20 protein-coding genes and 1 pseudogene are annotated in these 20,459 nt (G+C 70.5%); 9 read left to right on the forward strand and 12 right to left on the reverse strand.

Annotation, left to right across the window (positions count from 1 at the left end):
* Nucleotides 1-177: 177 nt before the first annotated feature.
* The 5 genes and pseudogenes from AB0L95_RS20350 to AB0L95_RS20370 form a co-directional block, all read right to left on the reverse strand.
* Nucleotides 178-597, reverse strand: a complete 420-nt coding sequence (locus tag AB0L95_RS20350) for a DUF6113 family protein (protein ID WP_365163170.1) — start codon at nucleotides 595-597, stop codon at nucleotides 178-180.
* Entirely contained in the window at nucleotides 594-1,478 is an 885-nt protein-coding gene (gene mshB, locus AB0L95_RS20355) for an N-acetyl-1-D-myo-inositol-2-amino-2-deoxy-alpha-D-glucopyranoside deacetylase (protein WP_365163171.1), read from the reverse strand. Before mshB ends, AB0L95_RS20350 begins: the two co-directional genes overlap by 4 nt.
* A gap of 60 nt (nucleotides 1,479-1,538) precedes the next feature.
* Nucleotides 1,539-1,795 (reverse strand): annotated as a pseudogene (locus AB0L95_RS20360) (Uma2 family endonuclease); the annotation flags it as partial.
* On the reverse strand, nucleotides 1,792-2,667 hold the full coding sequence (locus tag AB0L95_RS20365; protein WP_365163174.1) for a helix-turn-helix domain-containing protein: 876 nt from the start codon (nucleotides 2,665-2,667) through the stop codon (nucleotides 1,792-1,794). The gene AB0L95_RS20365 and the pseudogene AB0L95_RS20360, both read right to left, overlap by 4 nt.
* Before the next feature lie 198 nt (nucleotides 2,668-2,865).
* Nucleotides 2,866-3,351 (reverse strand): ATP-binding protein, encoded by a 486-nt coding sequence (locus tag AB0L95_RS20370; RefSeq protein WP_365163176.1) that lies wholly within the window; start codon nucleotides 3,349-3,351, stop codon nucleotides 2,866-2,868.
* 156 nt (nucleotides 3,352-3,507) lie between these two features.
* Here AB0L95_RS20370 and AB0L95_RS20375 point away from each other — a divergent pair, with 156 nt between their 5' ends.
* Together AB0L95_RS20375 and AB0L95_RS20380 are read left to right on the forward strand one after the other, a co-directional pair.
* On the forward strand, nucleotides 3,508-4,383 hold the full coding sequence (locus tag AB0L95_RS20375; protein WP_365163178.1) for a helix-turn-helix transcriptional regulator: 876 nt from the start codon (nucleotides 3,508-3,510) through the stop codon (nucleotides 4,381-4,383).
* Nucleotides 4,380-4,586, forward strand: coding sequence for a DUF397 domain-containing protein (locus tag AB0L95_RS20380; RefSeq protein WP_365163180.1), 207 nt, complete (start codon nucleotides 4,380-4,382; stop codon nucleotides 4,584-4,586). The genes AB0L95_RS20375 and AB0L95_RS20380 overlap by 4 nt, the downstream gene beginning before the upstream one ends.
* A gap of 60 nt (nucleotides 4,587-4,646) precedes the next feature.
* Here the strand turns inward: AB0L95_RS20380 and AB0L95_RS20385 are convergent, their stop codons facing one another.
* Entirely contained in the window at nucleotides 4,647-4,841 is a 195-nt protein-coding gene (locus tag AB0L95_RS20385; protein WP_311693133.1) for a hypothetical protein, read from the reverse strand.
* Nucleotides 4,842-5,048: 207 nt separating this feature from the next.
* On the opposite strand from AB0L95_RS20385, the gene AB0L95_RS20390 reads away from it, so the two are divergent.
* Complete coding sequence (locus AB0L95_RS20390) at nucleotides 5,049-7,169, forward strand: prolyl oligopeptidase family serine peptidase (RefSeq protein ID WP_365163183.1); 2,121 nt, start codon at nucleotides 5,049-5,051, stop codon at nucleotides 7,167-7,169.
* A 158-nt stretch (nucleotides 7,170-7,327) separates the two neighbouring features.
* On the opposite strand, the gene AB0L95_RS20395 is transcribed toward AB0L95_RS20390, so the two are convergent.
* The 5 genes from AB0L95_RS20395 to AB0L95_RS20415 are packed head-to-tail and all read right to left on the reverse strand — an operon-like array spanning nucleotide 7,328 to nucleotide 12,960.
* Nucleotides 7,328-8,431 carry a dipeptide ABC transporter ATP-binding protein gene (locus tag AB0L95_RS20395; protein WP_365163184.1) on the reverse strand — a complete coding sequence of 368 codons (1,104 nt, stop codon included), beginning with the start codon at nucleotides 8,429-8,431 and terminating at the stop codon, nucleotides 7,328-7,330.
* Nucleotides 8,418-9,398, reverse strand: a complete 981-nt coding sequence (locus AB0L95_RS20400) for an ABC transporter ATP-binding protein (RefSeq protein ID WP_365163186.1) — start codon at nucleotides 9,396-9,398, stop codon at nucleotides 8,418-8,420. Before AB0L95_RS20400 ends, AB0L95_RS20395 begins: the two co-directional genes overlap by 14 nt.
* Before the next feature lie 9 nt (nucleotides 9,399-9,407).
* A complete protein-coding gene (locus AB0L95_RS20405) occupies nucleotides 9,408-10,391 on the reverse strand; it encodes an ABC transporter permease (RefSeq protein ID WP_365163188.1) in 984 nt (327 codons plus the stop codon).
* On the reverse strand, nucleotides 10,384-11,307 hold the full coding sequence (locus AB0L95_RS20410) for an ABC transporter permease (protein ID WP_365163190.1): 924 nt from the start codon (nucleotides 11,305-11,307) through the stop codon (nucleotides 10,384-10,386). Before AB0L95_RS20410 ends, AB0L95_RS20405 begins: the two co-directional genes overlap by 8 nt.
* Nucleotides 11,308-11,340: 33 nt before the next feature.
* A complete protein-coding gene (locus AB0L95_RS20415; protein ID WP_365163192.1) occupies nucleotides 11,341-12,960 on the reverse strand; it encodes an ABC transporter substrate-binding protein in 1,620 nt (539 codons plus the stop codon).
* 339 nt (nucleotides 12,961-13,299) lie between these two features.
* Here AB0L95_RS20415 and AB0L95_RS20420 point away from each other — a divergent pair, with 339 nt between their 5' ends.
* The 6 genes from AB0L95_RS20420 to AB0L95_RS20445 all read left to right on the forward strand — a co-directional run bounded on the left by AB0L95_RS20420 (nucleotide 13,300) and on the right by AB0L95_RS20445 (nucleotide 20,062).
* Entirely contained in the window at nucleotides 13,300-13,836 is a 537-nt protein-coding gene (locus tag AB0L95_RS20420; RefSeq protein ID WP_365163194.1) for a hypothetical protein, read from the forward strand.
* A 362-nt stretch (nucleotides 13,837-14,198) separates the two neighbouring features.
* Complete coding sequence (locus AB0L95_RS20425; protein WP_365163196.1) at nucleotides 14,199-16,046, forward strand: ABC transporter substrate-binding protein; 1,848 nt, start codon at nucleotides 14,199-14,201, stop codon at nucleotides 16,044-16,046.
* Nucleotides 16,047-16,093: 47 nt separating this feature from the next.
* Complete coding sequence (locus AB0L95_RS20430; protein WP_365163198.1) at nucleotides 16,094-17,161, forward strand: ABC transporter permease; 1,068 nt, start codon at nucleotides 16,094-16,096, stop codon at nucleotides 17,159-17,161.
* The gene (locus AB0L95_RS20435; protein ID WP_365163200.1) at nucleotides 17,158-18,081 is read left to right on the forward strand and encodes an ABC transporter permease; all 924 of its coding nucleotides are present in this window, start codon (nucleotides 17,158-17,160) and stop codon (nucleotides 18,079-18,081) included. Before AB0L95_RS20430 ends, AB0L95_RS20435 begins: the two co-directional genes overlap by 4 nt.
* Nucleotides 18,078-19,076, forward strand: coding sequence for an ABC transporter ATP-binding protein (locus AB0L95_RS20440; protein ID WP_365163202.1), 999 nt, complete (start codon nucleotides 18,078-18,080; stop codon nucleotides 19,074-19,076). The genes AB0L95_RS20435 and AB0L95_RS20440 overlap by 4 nt, the downstream gene beginning before the upstream one ends.
* On the forward strand, nucleotides 19,073-20,062 hold the full coding sequence (locus tag AB0L95_RS20445; protein ID WP_365163204.1) for an ABC transporter ATP-binding protein: 990 nt from the start codon (nucleotides 19,073-19,075) through the stop codon (nucleotides 20,060-20,062). Before AB0L95_RS20440 ends, AB0L95_RS20445 begins: the two co-directional genes overlap by 4 nt.
* On the opposite strand, the gene AB0L95_RS20450 is transcribed toward AB0L95_RS20445, so the two are convergent.
* The gene (locus AB0L95_RS20450) at nucleotides 20,055-20,459 is read right to left on the reverse strand and encodes a VOC family protein (protein ID WP_365163206.1); all 405 of its coding nucleotides are present in this window, start codon (nucleotides 20,457-20,459) and stop codon (nucleotides 20,055-20,057) included. The two genes, AB0L95_RS20445 and AB0L95_RS20450, sit on opposite strands and share 8 nt — an antisense overlap.

Genomic DNA, 20,459 nt, shown 5'->3' on the forward strand with positions numbered 1-20,459 from the left:
AGGGCCCCCCTGCTCGAACGAAGTCGACAGCGCGCGGGAGGCTCGGCGGCGCGCACCACCATACTGGCCGCTCGGGGCCCGTAAACCTCGCCCTTGAGGGAAACCCGCACGGGACCCTTACGGACGTGCCCCGTTTTCCCGGGGACATCCCATGACCCGGGCGGGCGAAGTGGTACGTCACTTGCCAAGTCGGGCGTCGGGGCCGCCTGTTTGCCGCCCCGGAGCGAGAGTGGCGCAGATCACAGTGAGGGCCATCCCGCCGATCAGGAACAGATACGAGCCGATGCCCGCCCCGAAGACGAAGTCACCTTCCGGACGGCTGGCGGTGAGCAGGACCACAGCGATCATCCAGCCGACGGCGGGCGCGATGGCCCCGGCCCTGGTCCCTGTGGCCAGCGCGCCTCCGACGTACAGCCCGGCCGCGCCGGCGAGCGCGAGCAGCAGTCCGCCGGGGAACAGGCCGCCCTGGACGAGCGCGCCCGCGACTCCGGTCGCCGCGCCGAGCACGAGGAGGCCGAGGTAGGCGGCGACCCGCTTGGGGGAAGGCAGGACGAGCGGCTGTGCAAGCGCACTCTGCTGTTTGCCCGTGGGTGTCATGGGGTCACTCCTTCGAACAGATCGGTCTCACGCTCGCCGCCCCGCCCGCCGCGCGCCAACTCGTAGTACTCCGTGGTGAACAGCGGCTGTGCCAGTGCGTTGGAAAGGGCGAACCAGGGTTCCACGACCTCGATCTGAGTGGTGTGCGCCCGCATCGCCGCGGCCTTCGCGGCAGCGAAGTCGGTGCCGTCGATCTCCGTGGTGACCACGGCGTCGTCGACCACGCCGGGGACGTCGTCGAGGACCGCCGCCCGGGCGAAGGGCGTGGTGCCGAGTGCCTCGCCGAGCCGGGTGAAAGCGGACTCGGCGACCGAGCGCGGCGTCCGGTTCCAGTAGACCTTGGGGATGTCCCAGGGCGCGCCGAGGTCCGGCCGGAAGCCGGGGTCGGCGGCCAGTTCGGCGGCGCGTACGGCCACACGGTGGGCCTGGATGTGGTCGGGGTGGCCGTAGCCGCCGTTCGGGTCGTAGGTGACGAGGACCTGGGGACGGACCTCCCGGACGACCGCCACCAGATGGCCGGCCGCCTCGTCGAGGTCGGCGGACCAGAAGGCGCCCGGGCGGTGGTTCTGCGAGGCGCCCATCATCCCGGAGTCGCGGTAGCGGCCCGGGCCGCCGAGGAAACGGTGGTCGGTGACGCCCAGCTCCTTCATGGCGGCGGCCAGTTCACCGGCCCGGTACGGCCCGAGGGCGTCGTCGCGGTCCGGCGCGAGGTGTGCCAGCTCGGGCGGGATGACCTCGCCCTCCTCACCGAGGGTGCAGGTCACCAGCGTCACCCGGGCGCCCTCGGCCGCGTACCGGGCCATGGTCGCGCCGTTGTTGATGGACTCGTCGTCGGGGTGCGCGTGCACCAGGAGCAGACGTCGGTCCGGCAGATCCGTCATGGCACCACCCTACGAGAGCCCCGGCCCGCCGCCCCGGCACCTCCCGGCGGCCCGGCGCCAGCCCTCGGGTTCGTCCTCGGCATCCGGCCTTCCGGTGTGGGCCACGATGCCCTCCGGCATCACCCTCTCAAGCCGCTTCCGCAGGCGCAGGGTGGTCAGCGCATGTGGCCCCCCGGGCGCCGACAAGTCGTGGACGATCCCCCTCTTCGTGATCTCGAACTTGCCGGGGGCGTGTCGTCCAGGGACCGCACAACCTCCCGCATGGCCCGGTAGACGGGGGAGCCGCCCCGGCGCGTGTCATCGGGTGCGACGGTCATGGTGCTCGCTTCTCGTCCGTGCCCTGGGGATCGCATCGGCAGTCGCGGCAGCGGCCGGGTACGGGCGCGCGGAAGGCGCGGTCGCAGGTGTCGCAGGTCTGGAGCGGATGCCGTACGGGCGGCTGGAAGGGGGGCAGGGGTGGCAGCCGGGCGGTGAGGCGGTGGGCCAGGAGGGCGGCCGGGCGCCGTAGTCCTTCCCCAGGCAGGTCGTCGGTCAGTGCGTGCCGTACGGCGTCCGGGCCGGTGTCCCGCTCGAGCCAGGCCGCGACACCGGGGGCCAGATGGGCCGTGTCGCACGCGGACAGCAGCAGGCGGGGGTCATGGCGGCGGAGGTCCGCGAGGAGGTCGGTGGCGGCCTGGATCAGCGCGGGTGCGGGGTGGGCGGGGCCCGGCACGGCGGGGAGCGGCTTGCGGGACGCGCGCTTCTGCGGGGCCGCCGCCGGTCGGGCCGGGGCGGCGCAGACGGGCTCGTCCGCGTGACGCCTGGCGGCCGACGGCTGGTTGCAGGAGATCGTACGGGTGACGATACGGCCGCCGGGGGCGCGTTCACGGACGCGTCGGAGGTAACCGTGGGCCTCCAGTTCGCGCAGGGCGGCGGCGATCCGGGCCGCTCCCTCCGGGAAGCGCCCGGCGAGGCTCTTGATGTCGACGCGGGCGCCGTTCGGCAGCGACTGGAGGTGGACGCCCAGTCCGATCGCGAGCAGCGACAACTGGGCGTGCTGGGCGAGGTGGTTGCCGATCACCGTGAAGCGGCTGGTGTGGCGGGTGTTGTCGTGGACGAGTCCGCCGGAGTGGGGGCCCCGGTTCGGGTGGCCGTTGCCGGCAATCCGGGACTGGGTGTGCGGGGGCGCGCTAGGGTGCTGGGTATCCATCGGGAAGGGCCTTCTTCCTCGGTGGTCAGGCCCTCGCATTGGGATGCCAGTCCCGGCGAGGGCCGTCGCATGTCTGCGGTGGTGTCGCGCTGAGCGTAGGACAGCCAACGGCCCCCGAATCCAGCCGAGTCGGCGATGTTCACCCACGCGGGTGATCGCGGCCCGCGGGCGGGAGGGGTGGGGCTTGGCCGGGTTCTTTCATCCCTCCGTTCCTTGAGAGAGAGCGCCCCTGGCACCGGAGCCTGCACGGCCGGGTTCCGGTGCGAAGTCGAGTTCCGCCCACACCGTCTTGCGGGGGCGCGGCCCGGGGGCCACACCCCAGCGGTCGGCGAGCGCCTCGACCAGAACGAGACCCCGGCCGGACTCGGCGTCGGCGGCCTGCTGCCGGGCGCTCGGAAGACAGTCACCACGCGTGTCGGCGACCTCGATCCGGAGTGTGCCGCCGACGACGTAGAGCAGGAGCCGGAAGTCGCGCCCGGGGACGCGTCCGTGCGTCGCGGCGTTGGCGGCCAGCTCGGCGACGACGTGCTCCGCGCGGTCCGTGGGCAGTCCCCAGCTCCGGAGCTGTTCGGTGGCGAGCAGCCGGGCGAGGCGGGCACCGCGGGGGGTCGGCGACAGCCGGACATCGAAGTTCGGGACGAACGGGCCGAGTTGGGCTTCCGGCGAGGCGGTTCCTTGATTCACGTCACTCAGCGTGGCGACGTCCGCCTACCGTGAACAGTGACGATGCCCATGCGTACGGTGACTGTCCGGACGTTGTCCGGGCGTGTCCAGCCGGTCCGGAGCGGTCGTACGCGTTGAGGGCATGGAGGTACGACGGTCCGACGGAGGGGTGCGGCGATGCACGTGGACGGTGAAGCGGTCCGGCTCAAGAGCGAGGCGGACGAACCGGGTTGGGAGGTGGACCCGGACGACGACTGGGGAGTGGCGGTCGTCGCGACCGTGGGGCGCCAGCTGAAGCTGCGGCGGGAAGCGGTGGGGATGCGGGCCGCCGAGTTCGGGGTGGCGGTCGGCTACGGCGAGGACATGGTCTACAAGATCGAGAGCGGCAAGCGCATCCCCCGCCCCGAGTACTTGGACAGGGCGGACGAGGTGCTGGGGGCGGGCGGGTTACTCGCCGCGATGAAGGAGGATGTGAGGAGGGTCCGGTACCCGAAAAAGGTACGGGACCTGGCGCAGATGGAGGCCAAGGCGGTTGAGCTTCAGCTCTACGATCCGCTGAACATCCACGGTCTGTTGCAGACGCCGGAGTACGCACGCGCGCTGCTCCTGATGCGGCGCCCCGCATACACCGAGGCGGAGGTGGAGCAGTTCATCGCCGCGCGCGTGGCCCGCAAGGCCGTCTTCGAACGAGACCCGGCGCCTGAGATCAGCTTCATCCAGGAGGAGTGGACGCTGCGACGCCCGCTCGGGGGGAAGGCGGTGCTGCGCCGCCAGCTTGACCATCTGAGGGAGGCAGCCCAGTTCCGGAACGTCGAGCTTCAGGTGATGCCGATGGACCGGGAGGAACACGCCGGACTGGCTGGTGGGATCGAGGTGCTGAAGTTCGACGATGGGTCAGCGGTAGGCCGTTCGCCGGCGCTGGCCAACGGCCGACCGGTCTCCGAGCCCAAGCAGCTCCGTATCCTGGAACTGCGGTATGGCATCATCCGGGCTCAGGCTCTCACTCCGCGTGAGTCAATGGCCTTCATCGAGCAACTGCTGGGGGAATCATGATCCGCAACACCTCGGCCGGGGGCCCCGCCGAACTGGCCTGGTTCAAGAGCAGCTACAGCAGCAGCAGCGAGGGCGACTCCTGCGTCGAGATCGCCGGCAGCCACGACACGGTGCACGTCCGCGACTCCAAAGACATCACCCGCCCCAGCCTGACCTTCTCCCCCGCCACCTGGGCCGCCTTCGTCCCGTACGCAGGCGCGTAACCCGCAGCCGACGGCGGGCCCAGGGGTCCACACATCCCCGAGCCCGCCGTCAGCCGCGCGTCAGAACTTGATGCTCCCGATCATCCCAGCGATGTTCGTCGTCAGATCGTGGATCGTCGGGGCGACCGTCGACGAGGCGAGGTAGAACCCCAGAAGCATGCACACGATGGCGTGCCCGGCCTTCAAACCCGACTTCCTGATCAGCAGGACGACGATGATCGCCAGCAGCACCACCGCCGAAATCGAGAGTGCCACGGCGGTTCACCTCCAAAGATCCACAGGGACGCGGGTGGGTCGGACTATGGGGGCAATGTATCCATGCGGACCCATCAGGGGCAGATAAATCCACATGGATGCCAGCGGGTTCATACCCACTATGCGCTAACGATCATAACTATCCGTACGTGCGCATCGGTCGGCGCACGGCCGCACAAGGGGGCGCATGGCCAATATGGTCGGGGCATGACGACCGAGCCTGCTTCCTTCCCCCGACGGCACGCGCGGACCCAGCGGTTCACGCTCGGCGCGCCGCGCGCCTTCATCGTCGCGCCCGACGGTTCCCGTGTCGCGTTTCTGCGGTCCGCCTCGGGCACGGACCGCGCCCACCAGCTGTGGGTCCTCGACCTGACGGACGGCACCGAGCGCGTGGCGGCCGACCCGGGCGCCTTGCTCGGGGGCGCCGCCGAGCAGTTGGCGCCCGAGGAGCGCGCCCGCCGCGAACGCAGTCGCGAGGGCGGCGCCGGCATCGTCGGCTACGCTACCGACTCGGCCCTGGAGCTGGTGTCTTTCGCCTTGTCAGGGCGGCTTTTCGCGGCGGAGCTGCGGGCGGGCACGGCACGCGAACTCCCCGTACCGGGGCCGGTGATCGACCCCCGCCCGGCCCCCGACGGACGGCACATCGCCTACGCCGCCCAGGGCGCCCTGCGCGTCGTCGGGGCCGAGGGCGAGCACGACCGGGCGCTCGCCGAGCCGGAGTCGGAGGGGGTGTCCTACGGGCTCGCCGAGTTCATCGCGGCCGAGGAGATGAGCCGTACGCGGGGCTTCTGGTGGTCACCGGAGTCCGACCGGCTGCTGGTGGCGCGCGTGGACGACACGCCGGTGCGCCGCTGGTGGATCTCCGATCCGGCGCACCCCGAGCGGGTGCCGCAGCAGGTGGCGTACCCGGCGGCGGGTACCGACAACGCGGACGTCCGTCTGTTCGTCATCGGCCTCGACGGAATGCGCACCGAAGTCTCCTGGGACCGGGCGAACTACCCGTATCTCGCGCGAGTGCACTGGTCAGCGGCGGGTGCTCCGCTGATTCTCGTACAGTCCCGCGACCAGCGCGGCCAGTTGTACCTGGCCGTCGACCCGGACACCGGGGCGACGCGGATGGTGCACGCCGAGGAAGATCCATTTTGGCTGGAACTTTTCGGCGGGGTGCCGTGCTGGAGCCCCTCCGGCCAGCTGGTGAGGGTCGCCGACGAGGGCGGCGCGCGGGTGCTCGCGGTGGGCGAACGACCGCTGACCGGGGCCCAGTTGCAGCTGCGGGCGGTGCTGGACGTGTCGGACGACGATGTCCTCGTGTCGGCCTCGGCCGGCGAGGCCGCCGCCGATCCGGAGGTCGGCGAGATTCATGTGTACCGGGTGAATGAACTCGGTGTGGAGCGCGTGTCGCAAGAGCCCGGGGTGCACTCGGCGGTACGCGCCGGGGGCGTGACCGTGCTCGTCTCCTCGGTTCCGGAGCACCCGGGCGCCCAGGTACAGGTGCTGCGGGACGGCAAGCGCATCGCGACCGTGGCCTCTCACGCCGAACATCCCGGTATGCCCCCGCGCGTGACGCTCACCCAGGGGGGCGCACGGCGGATCCCGTGCGCCGTGCTTATGCCTAGGGACTACTCCGGTGACACCTCCCTGCCCGTCCTCCTGGACCCCTACGGCGGTCCGCACGGGCAGCGGGTGGTGGCCGCACACAACCCGCATCTGACCTCGCAGTGGTTCGCCGACCAGGGCTTCGCGGTGATCGTCGCGGACGGTCGGGGCACCCCGGGCCGCTCCCCCGCCTGGGAGAAGGCGGTCAAGGACGACCTCGCGGACGTCGTGCTCCAGGACCAGGTCGACGCGCTGCACGCCCTGGCGGGCGACTTCCCGCTCGACCTGTCCCGGGTCGCGATCCGCGGCTGGTCCTTCGGCGGCTATCTGGCGGCCCTCGCGGTGCTGCGCCGCCCCGATGTGTTCCACGCGGCGGTGGTCGGCGCCCCGGTGACCGATCTGCGGCTGTACGACACCCACTACCAGGAACGCTATCTGGGACACCCGGGCGAGCAGCCCGAGGTCTACCGCCGCAACTCCCTGATCGACGACGCGGGCCTGGTGGACGCCGCCGACCCGGCCCGCCCGATGATGATCATCCACGGTCTGGCGGACGACAATGTGGTGGTCGCCCACTCACTGCGGCTGTCCTCCGCCCTGCTGGCCGCGGGCCGCCCCCATGAGGTGCTGCCGCTGTCCGGGGTGACCCATATGACCCCGCAGGAAGCGGTCGCGGAGAACCTGCTGCTGCTCCAGCGGGACTTCCTCCGCAAGGCCCTCAACCTGGGCTGAGCCGTAGGCAACAGCGACGGGCCGGGATCACATGGCGGATCCCGGCCCGTCTACGGCACCCGCACGGCCGTACGCTGTTCACTCTCCTGCGTCCGTATATCGGAACCGCGTCGGTCAAGTTGCCTGTGTGTTAACGAAGTTCCTCCGCATTCATGTGCTTATGCGGGCTCCTCGTGCGGCTGATCTCCCGGCGCCGGAGGCTGGAGGGGCGGCCGGCTCCGTGCCGCCTCCTCCGGCGGCACCACCCGCTTCTCCTCCGCGAAATGGCAGGCCGAGTCGTGCGCGGCCGGTCCCCCCGCCGCCCGGAACCCGTCGGGGACCGCGAGCGGCGGCACCTCCAGGGCGCACCGCTCCTGGGCCTTCCAGCAGCGGGTGCGGAAGCGGCAGCCGGAGGGGATGTCCGCCGGGGAGGGCACATCGCCGCTGAGGATGATCCGCTCCCGGTGCTCCCGTGCGTCCGGGTCGGGCACCGGCACGGCGGAGAGCAAGGCCTGGGTGTAGGGGTGCGTGGGATGGTCGTAGATCTCCGTGTCCCGGCCGGTCTCCACGATCCGTCCGAGGTACATCACCGCGACCCGGTCGGAGATGTGCCGGACCACCGACAGATCGTGCGCGATGAAGACGTACGACAGCCCGAACTCGCCCTGGAGCCGCGCCAGCAGGTTGATCACCTGTGCCTGGACGGACACGTCGAGCGCGGAGACCGGCTCGTCGGCGACGACGATCTCCGGGCGCAGCGCCAGCGCCCGCGCGATGCCGATGCGCTGGCGCTGGCCGCCCGAGAACTGGTGGGGATAGCGGTTGATGAACTCGGGGTTCAGCCCCACCACGTCCAGCAGCTCCCGCACCCGCCGGCGCCGGTCCCCCTTGGGCGCGGCCTCGGGATGGATCTCGTACGGCTCCCCGATGATGTCGCCCACGGTCATCCGGGGGTTGAGGGAGGTGTACGGGTCCTGGAAGACCATCTGGATGTTGCGCCGCACCGCCTTCAGGCCGCGCCCGGACAGCCGGGTGATGTCCTCGCCCCGGTAGCGGATCGCCCCGGAGGTCGGCCGCTCCAGGGTGACCAGCATCCTGGCGAGCGTCGACTTGCCGCAGCCGGACTCGCCGACGATGCCGAGGGTCTCGCCCCGGCTCAGGGTGAAGTCGACGCCGTCGACCGCCCGGACCGCGCCGATCTGCTTCTTGAAGAGGATCCCCCGGGTGAGCGGATAGTGCTTGACCAGCCCGGTCACCTCCAGGATCGGTTCAGGACCGGCCATCCAGGCACTCCCTCCAGAAGTGGCAGGCGCTCCTGCGCTCCGCGGAGACCTCGTGGAGCGGCGGCACATCGGTGAGGCACACGTCCCGGGCCAGCGGGCAGCGGGGGTGGAAGGCGCAGCCCGGCGGGATGTCCATCAGGTTCGGCGGCAGGCCCTTGATCGCGTACAGCTCCCGGCCCTTGCGGTCCAGCCGCGGGATGGAGTCGATCAGGCCCCGGGTGTAGGGGTGGGCGGGCGCCTTGTAGAGGTCGTGCACGGGGGCGGTCTCGACGATCCGGCCCGCGTACATGACCGCGATACGGTCGGCGACGTCCGCGACCACGCCGAGGTCGTGGGTGATGAGGACGAGGCCCATGCGGTACTCGCGTTGCAGCTCCGCGAGCAGATCCATGACCTGGGCCTGCACGGTGACGTCCAGGGCGGTGGTGGGCTCGTCGGCGATGATCAGGTCCGGTTCGAGCGCGAGCGCCATGGCGATCATGATGCGCTGGCGCATACCGCCGGAGAACTGGTGCGGATAGTCGCGCACCCGCTGGGCGGCGGCCGGGATCCGTACCCGCTCCATCAGTTCCACGGCCCGAGCCCGGGCGTCCCTCCGCGACATCCCGCGGTGCACCACGAACATCTCGCCGAGCTGGTCGCCGACGGTGAGCACGGGGTTGAGCGCGGACAGCGCGTCCTGGAAGATCATGGCCATGGCGGCACCGCGGATCCTTCTGCGCTCCTGCTCCTTCAGGGTGAGCAGGTCCTGCCCCCGGAAGAGCACCTGGCCGCCGGTGATCCGGCCGGGCGGCACATCGAGGATCCCCATGACCGCCTGCGCGGTGACGGACTTCCCGGAGCCGGACTCGCCGAGCACCGCGAGGGTCTCGCCCGCGTCGACGCGGTAGCTGACGCCGTTCACGGCCCGGGCGATGCCGTCCCGGGTCCGGAACTCCACGTGCAGATCCCGCACTTCGAGCAGCATGACGACGGCTCACCTCAGCTTGGGGTCGAGGGCGTCGCGCACCGCGTCGCCGAGCATGATGAACGCGAGCACGGTGATCGCGAGGGCGCCGGAGGGCCACAGCAGCGCGTGCGGGGCGTTGCGGACGTAGGGGGAGGCGGTGGAGATGTCGATCCCCCAGGACACGCTGGGCGGCCTCAGGCCCACCCCGAGATACGACAGGGTCGCCTCCAGCGCGATGTAGGTGCCGAGCGCGATGGTCGCGACGACGATCACCGGGGCGACGGCGTTGGGCGCGATGTGCCGCAGCAGGATCCGGGCGGGGGACGCGCCGAGGGCGCGGGCGGCCTGGACGTAGTCGTTCTGCCGGGCGGTGATGACCGAGCCGCGGGCGATGCGGGAGATCTGCGGCCAGCCGAGCAGCACCATGAACCCGACGACCGGCCAGACGGTGTTGCTGGTCACGACCGAGAGAAGGACCAGGCCGCCCAGCACGACCGGGATCGCGAAGAAGATGTCGGTGGTGCGGGAGAGGATCGCGTCCCAGCCGCCGCCGAAGAACCCGGCGAGCCCGCCGAGGACCGAGCCGAGGAGCGCGACGCCGAGGGTGGCGCAGACACCGACCGTGACCGACGTACGGGCGCCGTGGACGGTCCGGGTGTACACGTCGCAGCCCTGCCCGTCGAACCCGAACGGATGCCCGGGCTGGGAGCCCTCCTGGGCCTTGGCCAGATCGCACTGGAGGGGGTCGCCGGGGGCGATCAGGTACGGCCAGAGCGAGATCAGCACGAGGAAGAGGATCACGAGCGCGGAGACGAGGAAGACGGGGTTGCGCCGCAGATCGCGCCAGGCGTCCGACCACAGGCTTCTCGGCCTGCCCGCCGGGCCCGTGCCCCGCGGTGCGCGCGGGGGCCGCTCCAGCGTGGTCGCCTCGCTCGCCGCCAGGTCCATGGCACCGCCCATCCCCGTCCCCGCCACGGCACCCTCCGGCTCGTAGGGCTGCTGCTCAGGCATAGCGAATCCTCGGGTCGAGTACGGCGTACAGAAGATCGACGAACAGGTTGGCGGCCAGGAAGACCAGCACGAGGACGGTCACGAAGCCCACGACCGTCTGGGTGTTGTGCCGAAGGATCCCCTGGTAGAGCTGGTAGCCGACGCCGTGGATGTTGAAGATCCGCTCGGTGACGATGGCGCCGCCCATCAGGGCGCCGATGTCGGTGCCGATGAAGGTGACCACGGGGATGAGCGAGTTGCGCAGCAGATGCCGGGTGATCACCCGGCGGCGCGGCAGCCCCTTGGCGACGGCCGTACGGACGTAGTCGGACCGCCGGTTCTCGGCGATGGAGGTCCGGGTCAGCCGGGTGACGTAGGCGAGCGAGACGGAGGCGAGGACGAGACCGGGCACGATCAGCTCGTCGACGGGCGCCAGGGGGGACACCGACGGTCTGACCCAGCCCCACTTGACCCCGAGCAGCAGTTGGAGCAGCAGACCGGTGACGAAGGTCGGCACCGAGATCACGACCAGGGTGAGCAGCAGGACCGAGGTGTCGACGGGCCGCCCGCGGCGCATGCCGGTGACCACACCGAGCGCGATCCCGATGAGGACCTCGAAGACGATCGCGACCACGGTCAGCCGGATGGTGACCGGGAAGGCCGTCCCCATCAGCTCGGTGACCGGCTGTCCGTTGAAGGCGGTGCCGAAGTCGCCGGTGAAGACATTGCCCATGTAGGTCGCGTATTGCCGCCACACGGGCTTGTCGAGGCCGAACTCCCGGCGCAGCTGGGCCGCCGTGGCGGGATCGCACTGCCGCTCGCCGCACAGGCCCGCGACGGGGTCGCCCATCACGTTCACCATCAGGAAGATCAGCAGGGTGGCGCCGAGGAAGACCGGGATCATCTGCAGCAGACGCCGGATGACATACCGTCCCATGGGGCCTCCGGGGGTAGGGCGTGGCCGTGGGGCTCAGCCGACCTTGATCTCGTTGTAGACGGGGACGCTGAACGGGTTGAGCGCCACATGGGACAGACGCTGCGCATAGCCGGCGCTGCCGTTCTGGTACCAGAGCGGGATGGCGGCCATGTTGTCCCGTACGACCCCCTCGGCCGTCTGGAACAGCTTCACGGCCTGGGCCCGGTCCGCCTCCGCGTTCGCCTGGTCGACGAGCTTGTCGAAGCGCTTGTCGGACCACTTGCCGTCGTTGGAGGAGGCGCCGGTGTAGTAGAGCGGCTGAAGGAAGTTCTGGATGAGCGGGTAGTCCATCTGCCAGCCGGCCCGGAACGGGCCCGGCATCTTGTGCCCGCCGATCTGGTTGCGGAAGTCGGCGAAGGTGCCGATCGGGTTGCCGACGCACGCCTTGTCGTCGCCGAGGGCGTTGTCGATGGAGTGGCACACGGCGTCCACCCACTCCCCGTGGGAGCCGGCGTCCGCGTTGTACGCGATCCTGACCTGGCCGCCGGGCAGTCCGCCGCCCTCCCGGACCAGCTTCTTGGCCTGGGCGGGGTCGTAGGTGCAGGCGCTGCCGCACAGCCCCGCCTGGAAACCGCCGTCGACGCCGAGCACCGGGGAGGTCCAGTCGGAGGCCGGGGTGCGGGTGTCGTGGAAGATCGTGCGGGTGATCTGGTCGCGGTTGATCGCCATGGACAGACCCGTGCGGACCTTCTCCATGCCGGGCTTGTTCCACCGCGGGTCGTAGAACGGGAAGGCGAGGGTCTGGATGATGCCGGCCGGGGTGTTGATGTACCGGCCCTGAAGGTCCGCCTTGACGTTCTTGAGCTGGGCGGCGGGCACGTCGTCGACGAGGTCGAGGTTGCCGGACAGCAGATCGGTGTAGGCGGTGTTGCCGTCCGTGTAGACCTTCAGGTCCACCCCGTTGTTGCGCGCCGGGTCCGGGCCGGGATAGCCGTCCCGCTTCCGCAGGGACATCATGAAGCCCCTGGCGTAGGACTTGACCAGGTACGGGCCGTTGCCGACGGGCTTCTTCAGCCAGTCCGCGTGGTGGTCGAAGAACGCCCGGGGCAGCGGGGCGAAGGCCACATAGCCGAGGGTGTCCGGGAACGTCGAGAACTTCTGGCTGAGCCTGATGGTGAAGGTGCGGGGGCCGGTCACCCTGAGCCCGGAGAGGGTGTCGGCGCTCTGGGTACCGTTCTCGGGGTGCACTTTGTCGTAGCCGTCGATGTATCCGAAGAAGTACGCGTTCTTCTGGTTGTTCTTCAGGCCGGCGCCGTAGTTCCAGGCGTCGACGAAGGACCTGGCGGTGACGGGCTCGCCGTCGCTGAACGTCCAGCCGTTCTTGACGGTGACGGCGAAGTTCTGCGAGTCGGAGGTCTCGATCTTCTCGGCGAGCATGTTCTCGGCCGCGCCGGTTCTCGGGTTGTAGCGCTTGAGCCCGCGGAAGAGCATGTCGAGGACCTTGCCGCCCTGCACCTCGTTGGTGTTGGCCGGTTCCAGCGGGTTCGGCGGGTCGCTCCAGGACGCGCTGAGCACCCCGGGGCCGCCCTCCACCGCGCCCCCGCCGCAGGCCGCCGCCGAGAGGACCGCCGCCATCGCGGCCGCCGCCCGTCCGGTGTGCCTAGTGCCCCGCATGGGGTGCCTCCTCATGACCGCTCCCGACCGGCGCCGCGTCACTGACGTCGGAGCACTGATCCACTATCGGCCACTACCAGCCCATATCGGACGAGGCACGCAGTCCCCCGACCCGTCCGGACCGACCGTCCCCCGTCTGGCGGCATCCGCGCGCGGCCCCCGGCTCGGGTGCCCGTCCCGGAGGGTCCCCTCGTCCACCCGGTGATCACGCTACGAAGCTCAAACGTCACTCAAATCGCTTTCGACTCAGCCGAGTTGGCTGGAAAGATCTGTCGTGTATCGAACAACGGGGGCCGAACGGAACGCCGCGTCGCCCTTTTCCTCCACCGAAAGGTGATCATGAAGCGTGCCATGGGTGCGGTCCTGTCGACCGCGCTGATCAGTGCCGGTGCCGTGGCGATGTCCGCTCCGACGGCGTCCGCGGGCATCAAGTGCGACGACACCCCCATCTACACCATCGGCGACAAGAAGTCGGTGTGGGAGCCGACCAACGTCCACAGCGACTGGGCGAGACCCGGCGTGACCATCAGCTACGCCAAGAACAAGACGGGCAGCTGGTCGGCCACGGGGACCGTGCAGCTCGGCACCGAGGCCGGGGTCATCTTCGCCAAGGCCTCGACCTCGTTCAGCGTCTCGGTCGGCAAGACCTGGTCCAAGTCCGACACCTGGACCTACTCGGCGAAGGTCGAGAAGAAGAAGGGCAAGACCAAGGGCCGCCTCATGATGTACCACGAGGCCAAGGGCTTCAGCGTCACCAAGTACCACCTGGAGCCCAACGGCCGGCAGCAGTGCGTCAAGCACAAGATCTGGAAGAAGACGGGCATCGTCGCGCCGGCCAAGCGCAACAACAACCTGTGGGGCATCCAGTACGGATGACCGGTGACCCGACGGGCACGACGTCCGCCGGACCCTTCCCACGAGGGAACCGCTGTGCACGGAGGACATCGGTTCCCCGCTCCGCCCCGCTGGACTTCTCCAGCGGGGCGTTGTGCTGCCCGGGGGTCGACGACAAGGGGAGCGTCCGGCGCCAGGGCTCCACCAGCGAGACTTCACCGGTGTGGACCAATGACTGCACATGCGTGCGTCAACTTGGCTTTTCCGCAGGCCAGATGGGGTGCACGCGCCGTTGACGCACGCAGACGGCCGCTGATAGACACACCTTCACCCGCCAGGCCGACCGATACCGATCAAGCAGTCCAGCAAGCCGTCCTGCACGAGCGATGACGCGAGGTCGATCGATGAGCACGCAAGAACTGCACGACAGCAAACCCCCTCGCCCGGCCCGACCACGGCTTCGCATCCCCCGGATCCTGGCCGCCGGCCTGACGCTCGCGACGGCTCTCGCGACCTCCCTCGCCCCCGCACCGCAGCAGGCCGAAGCGAAGGACAAGAGGGTCCTCACCGTGGCGGTCGCCCAGAGCGTCGACTCGCTGAACCCGTTTCTCGCGACGCGCCTGGTCAGTACGAGCATCCACCGGCTGATGTACGAGTACCTCACCGACTACGACCCCGGGGACGCCCATGCCGTCCCGGGCCTGGCCACCGCGTGGAAACCGTCGCCGGACAAGCTGACCTGGACGTACACCGTCCGCTCCGACGCCAAGTGGTCGGACGGCCGGCAGGTCACCGCCGAGGACGCGGCCTGGACCTTCCAGAAGATGATGACCGACGAGGGCGCCGCCACCGCCAACGGCAGCTTCGTCGGGAACTTCGCGAAGGTCACCGCGCCGAGCCCCACCAAGCTGGTCATCGAACTGAAGAAACCCCAGGCCACGATGACTGCGCTGGATGTGCCGATCGTCCCCAAGCACATCTGGGAGAAGGTCAAGGACATCTCGAAGTTCACCAACGACAAGACGTTTCCCATCGTCGGCGACGGACCGTTCGTGCTCACCGGCTACAAGCCCGACAGCTATGTGCGCCTCGAACCCAACAAGACCTTCTGGCGCGGCGCTCCGAAGTTCGACGAGCTGGTCTTCAAGTACTACAAGGACGGTGACGCGGCGGTCGCGGCGCTGCAGAAGGGCGAGGTGTCCTTCGTCAGCGGCCTGACGCCCGCACAGACCACCGCGCTGCGCGGACAGTCGGCCATCAAGGTGAACGAGGCCCCGGGCCGCCGCTTCTACGCACTGGCCACCAACCCGGGCGCGCAGGCCAGGAACGGCCAGAAGTTCGGCGACGGAGACCCCTCCCTGCTGGACGAGCGCGTACGGCACGCCCTGTTCATGGCGGTCGACCGCACCACCCTCCTGGACAAGGTCTTCCAGGGCCACGCGGTCGAGGGCCAGGGGTACATCCCGCCGCGCTTCTCGACGTACTTCTGGAAGCCGTCGGCTGCCCAGGAGCTCTCCTACGACCCGGCCAAGGCCGCCCAGCTTCTCGACGAGGCGGGCTACCGGAAGAACGGTGACGGCAAGCGCACGGGCAAGAACGGCAAACCGCTCACCTATCGTGTGCTGTGCCACGCCACCGACCCGAACGACAAGGCCGTCGGCCAGTACCTCAAGGAGTGGTGGGGCAAGCTCGGCATCGGAGTCACGCTCGACTGCCTGGACAACGTGACCGACCCCTGGCTCGCCGGCACGTACGACCTCGCGATCGACGGCTGGTCCGTCAACCCCGACCCGGACTTCGTCCTCTCCATCCACACCTGCGCCGCCCTCCCCGCGACCCCCAAGGACACCGGCGCGACCGACAACTTCATCTGCGACAAGAAGTACGACGAGCTGTACGCACAGCAGCTCGCGGAGTACGACCCCGTCAAACGGGCGGACCTCGTCAAGCAGATGGAGTCAAGGCTGTACGACCTCGGGTACATGAATGTCATGGCGTATCCGAACGCGATGGAGGCCTACCGCACGGACCAGATCGAGTCGATCACCACCATGCCGGAGAAGAGCGGCAACATCTACGGCCAGGACGGCTACTGGAGCTGGTGGTCGGCGGTTCCGGCCGACGCCGGCAACTCACCCGACAACAGCTCGACCGGCACGGTGATCTGGATCGGTGCGGGCGTCGTGCTCCTCGGCGGCGCCGGGCTCCTCTTCACGACGCGCCGCCGAACCTCCGCAGACGACCGCGAGTAGCCCATGAACAGACCCACCGCACCGGCCCCCCACCCGGCAGGGGCCTCATGACCGCCGAAGCGGCGTCCGCGCCCACCGCCGGGCCGGACGCCCCGCCCCCGGGCCCGCCGCCGGACCGCGGCCCGCGGGCACCCGGCGCAACCGCCTATCTGCGCTACGCGGCGGGGAAGACGCTCGGCGCCCTTGTCTCCCTGCTGGCCGTCCTCGTCACCGGCTTCTTCCTGTTCCGGCTGATCCCCGGCGACCCGGTCAAGTTCATGACGGGCGGCCGTCCGGTATCGGCGCAGCAACTGGCGGCCTACCGAAGGGAGTTCGGCCTCGATCTGCCCCTGTGGGAGCAGTTCACGGACTACTGCGGGAAGGCGCTCACCGGGGACCTCGGCACCTCGTACCAGTTCCGGGAACCCGTCATCGACAAGATCACCGAGGCGCTCCCGAACACCCTGTTGCTCACCGGCACCGCGTTCGTCCTGTACAGCGTCCTCGGCATCGTCCTCGGCACCCGGTCGGCATGGCGCCACGGAAGCATCGGCGACCGGGTGAACACCGGACTGGCACTCACCCTCTACTCCGTCCCGTCGTTCTGGCTGGGCCTGCTGCTCATCATCGTGTTCGCGGTGGGCGCGGGACCCGTCCCCGGACTCTTCCCCACAGGAGGCATGGAATCGGGCGGCGAGGAAGGACTCGCCTACGCCGTCGACGTCGCACACCACCTCGTGCTGCCGGTGCTCACGCTGATCGCGGTGCAGTACGGGGAGACGCTGCTGGTCACCCGCTCGGCACTGCTCGACGAGATGGGCGGCGACTACCTGACCACCGCGCGCGCCAAGGGCCTCAGGGACGACCTCGTCCGACGCAGGCACGCGGTACCCAACGCGCTGCTGCCGACCGTGACGCTGATCTTCGTCAACCTCGGCCGGACCGTCGCCGGAGTGATCCTCGTCGAGACCGTGTTCTCCTGGCCGGGCCTCGGCGGACTCTTCTACCAGGCCCTGAGCGTGCCCGACCTCCCCCTGGTACAGGGGCTCTTCTTCGTCTTCGCCGCGGCGGTGATCGTGATGAACACACTGGCCGACCTCCTCTACCCCCTGCTCGACCCCCGGGTGGGCCGATGACGACCGAGACCACTCCCCCGACGACTGGGCCCGGTCCCCGGGCACTCGCCCGGCAGCGTCGCCGGCACTCCGCCGCCCGGTTCTGGCGGCAGTACCGCACCCATCGCGCCGGTGTCCTCGGTCTGGTCACCCTCGCCCTCTTCGCACTGGTCGCGATGACCGCACCGCTGACGGTGGGCTCGGACGTGTCGAGCGTGACCGCCGCACCGGGCCGCCCCCTGGAGGGGCCGAGCGGGCACCTCCTCCTGGGCGCCGACCGGTTCGGACGCGATCTGCTGGGCCTGCTGGTGTGGGGGGCGCGGGTGTCGCTGCTGGTCGGGCTGCTGGCGGCGGTGCTGTCCGTGTCCATCGGCACGCTGGTCGGGGTCACGGCCGGGCACTTCCGCGGCACCTACGCCACCGTGATGATGCGCGTCACGGACTGGTTCCTGGTGATGCCGACCCTGGTCCTCGCCATCGCGCTCGCCACCGTCATGTCCCGCTCCCTGGGCACCGTGATCCTGGCGATCGGCGTGACCACCTGGCCGACCACCGCCCGGCTGGTACGGGCGCAGACCCTGGCGGTGGAGTCCCGGCCGTACATCGAACGGGCCCGGGCGCTCGGCGGCGGGCACGGGCACATCATGGTCCGGCATGTGCTGCCCAACGTCATGCCGCTGGTGCTGGCCCAGACGACTCTGATGATCTCCTCGTCGATCCTCGCCGAGGCCACGCTCGCCTTCCTCGGTCTCGGCGACCCCACGGTCGTGTCCTGGGGCGGACTGCTCCAGGACGCGCGCGAGGCGGGCGCGGTCAGCTCCGGGGACTGGTGGTACCTGGTGCCGCCGGGCATCGCCATCGCCGTGGTCGCCCTGGCGTTCACGCTGTGCGGTCGCGCGGTGGAGTCCGTTCTCAACCCCAGGCTGGGGGTGGCGCGTTGACCCTGCTGGAGGTCCGGAACCTCGAAGTGACCTATCCGGGCGGCGCCGCCGCGGTGCGAGGCGTGGACCTGGCGCTGGACGCGGGCCGGAAGCTCGGCATCGCGGGCGAGTCGGGCTGCGGCAAGTCCTCGCTGGCGCTCGCACTGCTCCGGCTGCTGCCGGCCGGCACCCGGATCACCGGGGAAGTCCTGCTGGACGGCGAGGACGTACTGACCATGCGGTGGGGACGGGTGCGGGCGGTCCGCTGGGCGGGCGCCTCGATCGTCTTCCAGGGCGCGATGCACTCCCTCAACCCCGTCCACCGTATCGGCGACCAGATCGCCGAGCCGATCCTGCTGCACCGCAGGGCAACCCCGGCCACGGCCAGAAGGCGGGCCGGGGAGCTGCTGGAGCAGGTGGGCCTTCCGGCCGCGCGGGCAACGGCGTATCCGCACGAACTCTCGGGCGGCCAGCGCCAACGAGTCATGATCGCCATGGCCCTGGCCTGCGATCCCCGGCTGGTCGTCGCCGATGAACCCACCACCGCCCTGGACGTGATGGTCCAGGCACAGATCCTGCGGCTGATCGGGGACCTCGTCACCGAACAGGACCTGGGCCTGATCATGATCAGTCACGATCTGGCCGTGCTCGCCGACACCTGCGACCGGCTCGCGGTGATGTACGCGGGCCGCGTGGTGGAGGAGGGGGCCGCCAGGACGGTCTACGAGGACGCCCGCCACCCCTACGGCAACGCCCTGTCGGCCGCCTTCCCGCGCATCGGCGACCCGGCCTCCCGGTTCGCCCCGCGCGGACTTGCCGGGGACCCTCCGGACCCCTCCGCCCTGCCCCCCGGCTGCGCCTTCCACCCGCGCTGTCCGGTGGCACTGGACCTGTGCGCCACACAGGACCAGGCGCTGCGGGACCTCGGGCAGGGGCGCCGAGCGGCCTGTGTGCACGTGGCGGACACGGACTCCGGCACGGCGGCCGCGGCCGAGGACACGAGGAGCACGGCATGACCACACCACCGCCCCTGCTCAGCGCCCGGGGACTGCACGTGGCCTTTCCCGGGCGGCACGGCGATGCGCCGAGCCGGGCCGTGGACGGCGTGGAACTCGACATCCGGCCCGGGGAGATCGTGGCGCTGGTGGGCGAGTCGGGCTGCGGCAAGACGACCCTGGCCCGCGCGCTGCTCGGCCTGGTGCGGCCGACCGCGGGGCACATCGGCTTCGGCGGGAAGCCGCTGGAGTACACCTCGCGCTTCCTGAAGGCCTACCGCAGACGCGTCCAACTGGTGCTCCAGGACCCGAGCGGATCACTCAACCCGCGGCACACGGTGTACGACGCGGTGGCGGAAGGGCTGCGGATCCACGGGTACGCGGGGGACGAACGGGCGGCGGTCGCCGAGGCCCTGGCCAAGGCGGGGCTGCGACCGCCCGAACGGTTCTTCCTGCGCTATCCGCACGAGTTGTCGGGAGGCCAGCGGCAGCGCGTGGTGATCGCGGGAGCGCTCGTCCTGGAGCCCGAACTCATCGTCGCCGACGAGCCGGTGGCGTCGCTCGACGCGTCCGTGCGCGGTGAGATCCTCGCTCTGCTCCTCCGGCTGCGGACCGAGTTCGGCCTCGCCGCCCTGGTGGTGACCCATGATCTGGGCCTGGCGTGGAACATCGCCGACCGGGTCGCGGTGATGTACCTGGGCCGGATCGTGGAGACCGGCCCGGTCGAACAGGTGCTGACCGCGCCCCGGCACCCGTACACCCGGGCCCTGCTCTCCGTCCTGCCGGAGACGCCGGGCGAACCCGTGGTGCTGACCGGCGAGCCCCCGGACCCCTCCCGCATCCCCGCCGGCTGCCGCTTCCACGTCCGCTGCCCGGTCCTGGCGAGCGGCGCGGCGGAGCAGGCTGGTGTCGCCGGCGCGTGCCGGGGCCAGGACCTGGAGATACTCGACGGGGGCAGCGGGGAACAGGTGGCGTGTCACTGGGCCGGGGCCCAGGTGGTCAACTGATCTGCGGCGCGGGCCGGTCGCCGGCGACCAGCTCGACCTCGAATCCGTCGGTGTTCACGAGGTAGGCCGCGTAGTGCTGTGGACCCCCGGCATGGGGGTAGCGCTCCGCGAAGAGCGGATTCCAGCCGTGCCGGGGCGCCTCACCGGCCAGGGCGTCGACGTTCTCGCGGGTTCCGGCATGGAACGCGAGGTGGTTCAGCCCCGGACGCATCCGGTCGTGACGGGTGCCGTCCATCGCGGGCGACTGCTCCACGACGAGATACGACGGCCCCTGACGCCAGCTACGGCCGTGCTGCCACTCCTGGTAGGGCAGATAGCCGAGCCGGCCGAGCAGCCAGCCCCATTCCCCTGCCGCGCGCGGCAGGTCCGGTACCCACAGCTCGATGTGATGGAGCAT

Origin of the sequence: Streptomyces sp. NPDC052036 (assembly GCF_040680495.1) — a bacterium.
Classification (GTDB): domain Bacteria; phylum Actinomycetota; class Actinomycetes; order Streptomycetales; family Streptomycetaceae; genus Streptomyces.